This window comes from Frankia sp. AgKG'84/4, from assembly GCF_023242965.2.
GTDB lineage: Bacteria > Actinomycetota > Actinomycetes > Frankiales > Frankiaceae > Frankia.
On the sequence record NZ_JALKFU020000418.1, the window covers coordinates 1 to 4668 of the forward strand.

The 4668-nt window shown below is 74.6% G+C and carries 4 protein-coding genes; 2 read left to right on the top strand and 2 right to left on the bottom strand.

Features of this window, described 5'->3' with window-relative positions:
• The coding region (locus MXD58_RS20305; protein ID WP_250609737.1) for an ABC transporter ATP-binding protein at positions 1-976 on the bottom strand (976 nt) is incomplete at its 3' end.
• 255 nt (positions 977-1231) lie between these two features.
• Complete coding sequence (locus tag MXD58_RS20310) at positions 1232-2146, bottom strand: RecB family exonuclease (protein WP_248840360.1); 915 nt, start codon at positions 2144-2146, stop codon at positions 1232-1234.
• Between the two features lie 155 nt (positions 2147-2301).
• On the opposite strand from MXD58_RS20310, the gene MXD58_RS20315 reads away from it, so the two are divergent.
• Entirely contained in the window at positions 2302-3489 is a 1188-nt protein-coding gene (locus MXD58_RS20315; protein ID WP_248840361.1) for a zinc metalloprotease, read from the top strand.
• A 92-nt stretch (positions 3490-3581) separates the two neighbouring features.
• Positions 3582-4571, top strand: a complete 990-nt coding sequence (locus MXD58_RS20320; protein WP_248840386.1) for a tRNA (adenine-N1)-methyltransferase — start codon at positions 3582-3584, stop codon at positions 4569-4571.
• Positions 4572-4668 lie beyond the last annotated feature (97 nt).

Genomic DNA, 4668 nt, shown 5'->3' on the forward strand with positions numbered 1-4668 from the left:
CGCCCGCCGCGTGCGCGCCGCCGGGCCGCGCGATGCCACCCGTGCTAGGGGCGGCGGGCTCGTCACGGTCGTCGTGCCAGCCCTCATCGGCGTCGGGACCGGCCGGCCCGCGTTGGGCCGCGTCGAGGTCCTTCAGCCGGTCGAGCACCTCGTCTGCGGTGGGCCGCTCCATCGCGTCGACGAGCCGGCCGTCGGCGAGGAAGATCACCTCGTCCGAGTAGGAGGCCGCCGTCGCGTCGTGGGTGACCATCACGATCGTCTGCCCGAGCTCGGTCACGGAGTCCCGCAGGAACGACAGCACCTCGGCGCCGGAGCGGGAGTCCAGGTTGCCGGTCGGCTCGTCGGCGAAGATGATCTCGGGCCGGGTGACCAGCGCGCGGGCACAGGCGACCCGCTGCTGCTGGCCGCCGGAAAGCTCGGTGGGACGGTGTCGCAGCCGCGGCGCCAGGCCCACCGCGTCGATCACGGTGCGCATCCACTCCCGGTCCGGCGAGCGCCCGGCGATGTTCAGCGGCAGGGTGATGTTCTCCTCGGCCGTCAGCGTCGGCAGCAGGTTGAACTGCTGGAAGATGAAGCCGACCCGGTCGCGGCGCAGCCGGGTCAGTTCCTTGTCCGAGAGCCGGGACAGGTCCACGTCGCCGATGTACACCCGACCGCGGCTGACCGTGTCCAGGCCGGCCATGCAGTGCATCAGGGTCGACTTGCCCGAGCCCGACGGGCCCATGATCGCGGTGAAGCGACCACGCGGGAAGCCGAGATCGATCCCGCGCAGGGCGGTGACGATCGTGTCCCCGGAGCCGTAGACCTTGGTCAGGCCACTGGCCCTGGCCGCGGCGCCCGCGGCCGGCTCGCGCCGGTCGCCACCGCCACCGCCACCGCCACTGCCACTGCCACTGCCACCCGGCGACCGGCCGCGGCGCCCGGGCGATGTGCCCGCGTCCTGCCTCCCGGGGGATGGTCCGGTCCGTCGGGCCATGTGAGGTCCTCCTCGCGCGCATCGTCGCGTGTGCGTGCCGTGCCCACCGCCCGGGGGACGGGGATGGGTGTGCCGTCGTCCTCTGTATGTCTATCGACCCGCGCAGGTCCGCACCGGCGTCATCCTGGCCCGGCGGGGCGGTCGGGACAGGTACGCGCTGATCGCCGGAATCCCTAACGACCGAGACATGATCGGCATCTCGGGTCGCGGCGTCGGGCCCGCGACTCCCGCCGGTGCCCCGGTGCGTCCTCGGTCCTAGCCATCCGCCTCGCACACCGTCGGAGCGGGGTCGGCCAGCGCCGCCACCTGCGCCGGCCGGGGCGCGGGCAGCGGCGGCGGGGTGCCGCCGAAGGCCGGGCAGCGGGCCTGGTGATCACACCAGGAGCACAGCCGGTTCGGCGTGGCCCGCCAGTCACCCGTGCGGTGCGCCCGGTCGATCGCCGCCCACAGTGCCTCGATCCGCCGCTGCGTGGCCCGCAGGTCCGCCTCGTCCGGCGTGGCGCGCAGCCAGGTGCGGTCGCCCAGATAGTAGAGCCGTAGCTCGCGGGGGATCACACCCCGTACCCGCCACAGCAACAGGGCGTAGAAGCGCATCTGGAACATCGCCGAGGCCTCGTACGCCGGGCCGGGCGAGCGGCCGGTCTTGTAGTCGACTACCCGCAGCGCCAGGCCGGCGGCCGTCGCCGCCTCGTCGAGCCGGTCGACGTAGCCACGCAGCCGCAGCCCCGAGTCGAGCACGTGCTCGACGTAGAGCTCCCGGGCCGCCGGGGCCAGCCTGGTCGGATCCTCCAGCGCGAAGTACCCGGCGAGCAGCTCCCGCGCCGAATCCAGCCAGGCCGAGAGCGCCGCCGGCCCATCGAACAGGGTCGCCACCGCCGGCTCCCGCTCCCGCAGCGCCTCCCAGGCCGGTTCGACCAGGGTGGCGGCGGCCTCGAGGGTGCGCCCCGCCGGGGGCAGGTCGAACAGGTTCTCCAGCACGGTGTGCACGACCGTCCCGCGGCTGGCCGCGGGGCTCGGGGGCTCGGGCAGCCGGTCGATGACCCGGAACCGGTAACGCAGCGGGCAGTTGACGAAATCCGCGGCCCGCGACGGCGACAGCGACCCGATCAGCGGGCGCGCCGCCGCGGGCTCCGGGCCGGCCGGCCCGGACGGTGGCTGGGTCGTGGTCACGCTCCAGACCCTAGATCCCACCACTGACAACCCCGGCGCTCGGCCCCGGGGCGGCGGCGGTGGCGGGCCGGCGCACGGCCACGGGCCGGACCTTCGCCCACGTGCACGCGCAGCGCCGGCAGACGCGAGGAGTTCCAAACCGTAGCATCGGATCCATGACGGATCAGCGCGGCGGCAACCCGGAAGCCCACGGCGGGCCCGGCGACGCGCCGCGGCCCGCGGCCGGAGGTCCGGCCGGCCTGTTGGTCGGGCGCCTGCGCGGCGTGCCGATCTTCGTCTCGCCACTGGCGTTGATCTTCGCGCTGCTGGTGGCCTACCTGCTGTCCGGCTCGATCCGCGACCGGCTGCCGGCCGCCTCCGACGGCCAGGTCCTGGCGATCGCCGCGGTGATCTCGGTGGGCTTCCTGCTCTCCCTGCTCGCGCACGAGATCGGCCACTGCCTGACCGCGCTGCACTTCGGGCACACCGTCCACTCGGTCACGCTGCACGGCTTCGCGGGCTTCACCTCCTTCGAGCCGGAGCCGCGCACCAGCGGGCGGATGTTCCTCATCGCCTTCCTGGGCCCCGCGGCCAACGGGCTGCTCGCCGGGGCGTGCCAACTTGGGCTGCTCGCCGTCGCGGACGACTCCCACCTGGGAATCGTGCTGCGCGACCTCGGGATGATCAATCTGGCGCTGTTCCTCTTCAACCTGGCCCCCGGCCTGCCCCTGGACGGCGGGCAGGTGGTCGCCGCCGCCGGCTGGGTGCTGACCGGGGACAGGCTGCGCGGGCTGCGGGCCGGCGCGTACGGCGGATTCGTGGTGGCGGCGGGCATGCTCGTCTGGGGCTCGGTGTACGCCGGCGACGGGCTCGGCCTGCTCTACGCGTATGCTCTGGCGGGTTTCCTCGCGTTCGCGGCCCTGCAGGCGTTGCGCTCGGCGCAGCTGCGTGGGCGGCTGCCCGGCCTCAGCGTCAGGCGGCTCACCCGGCACACCCTGCCCGTCGAGGGCGGCGTGCCGCTGGCCGAGGCGCTGCGGCGGGCGGAGGCGATCGGCGCCACCGCCGTGGCCGTCGTGGAACGCGACGGCACCCCCCTGAAAATCATGAATGGCTCGGCGGTCGACGCGCTGCCCGAGCACCGGAGGCCGTGGATGACCGTGGACGAGGTGAGCCGGACGATCCTGCCCGGCATGGTGCTCAACGCCGACCTGGAGGGCGAGGACCTGCTTGCCGCCGTCCAGCGCGTCACCGCCTCGGAGTACCTGGTCGTCGACCACGACACCCCCGTCGGCGTGCTGGCCATGGTGGACCTCGTCGCCCGGCTCAACCCGGCCGCCGCCGCGCGCATGGTGGCGCACCGGTGAGCGCGGCCGACTCTGCGCCCCCGACCGTCGACGCGCCCGACAGCGCGCTCGAGGCCGTCCCCGGCGGGCCGTACGCGCCCCCGCCCACCGGCTTGACGCACCGCCGCGGACCATTCACCAAGGGTGACCGGGTGCAGCTCACCGACCCCAAGGGCCGGCTGCACACCGTCGTGCTCGAACCGGGCAAGCAGTTCCACACCCACCGCGGCGCCGTGGAGCACGACGCGCTGCTCGGCCGGCCCGAGGGCATCGTCGTCACCAGCACCGGGGGCACGGACTACCTGGCGCTGCGCCCCCTGCTCGTCGACTTCGTCCTGTCGATGCCGCGCGGGGCGACGGTCGTCTACCCCAAGGACGCCGCGCAGATCATCACCTACGCCGACATCTTTCCCGGCGCCCGGGTGCTTGAGGCCGGCGTCGGGTCCGGCGCGCTGTCCTGCTCGCTGCTGCGCGCGATCGGCGACGCCGGCCGGCTGGTGTCCTACGAGCGCCGCGAGGACTTCGCCGCGGTTGCCCAGCGCAACATCGAGACGTTCTTCGGCGGGCCCCACCCGGCCCACACGATCCGTGTCGGCGACCTGCTCGAGTCTCGCGAGCGCGACATCGACCGGGTCATCCTCGACATGCTGGCGCCCTGGGACGTCATCGACACGGTCAGTGCCGCCCTGCTGCCCGGCGGGGTGGTCTGCGCCTACGTCGCCACGACGACGCAGCTCTCCCGCGTCGTGGAGGCCCTGCGCGGGCACGGCACGTTCGCCGAACCCGCCGCCTTCGAGACGATGATGCGTAACTGGCATGTGGAGGGTCTCGCGGTCCGCCCCGGCCACCGCATGGTCGGCCACACTGGCTTCCTGGTCACCGCCCGCCGCCTCGCGGACGGCGTCACTCCGCCTGTGCGCCGCCGCCGTCCCGCGAAGACCGGCCTGGGCGAGGCGCCCGACCCCGCCGTCGCCGGCCTCGACCCCGCCGTCGCCGGCGTCACGGATCCGGGCGCCGTGCCCGCCGCCACCGTGCCCGCGGTCGTCGCCTCGTCGAACTCCGATCCGGTCGCTCCGGCGGCCGAAGGCCAGGCGGAGGCCTAGGTCGCTTCCCGTGGGTCTGCGGCTGGTCCGAGAAAGACCCACCGAGGACACTCCAGCCGCGCCGCGCCGCGCCGCGCCGCGCCGCGCCGGGCAGGGC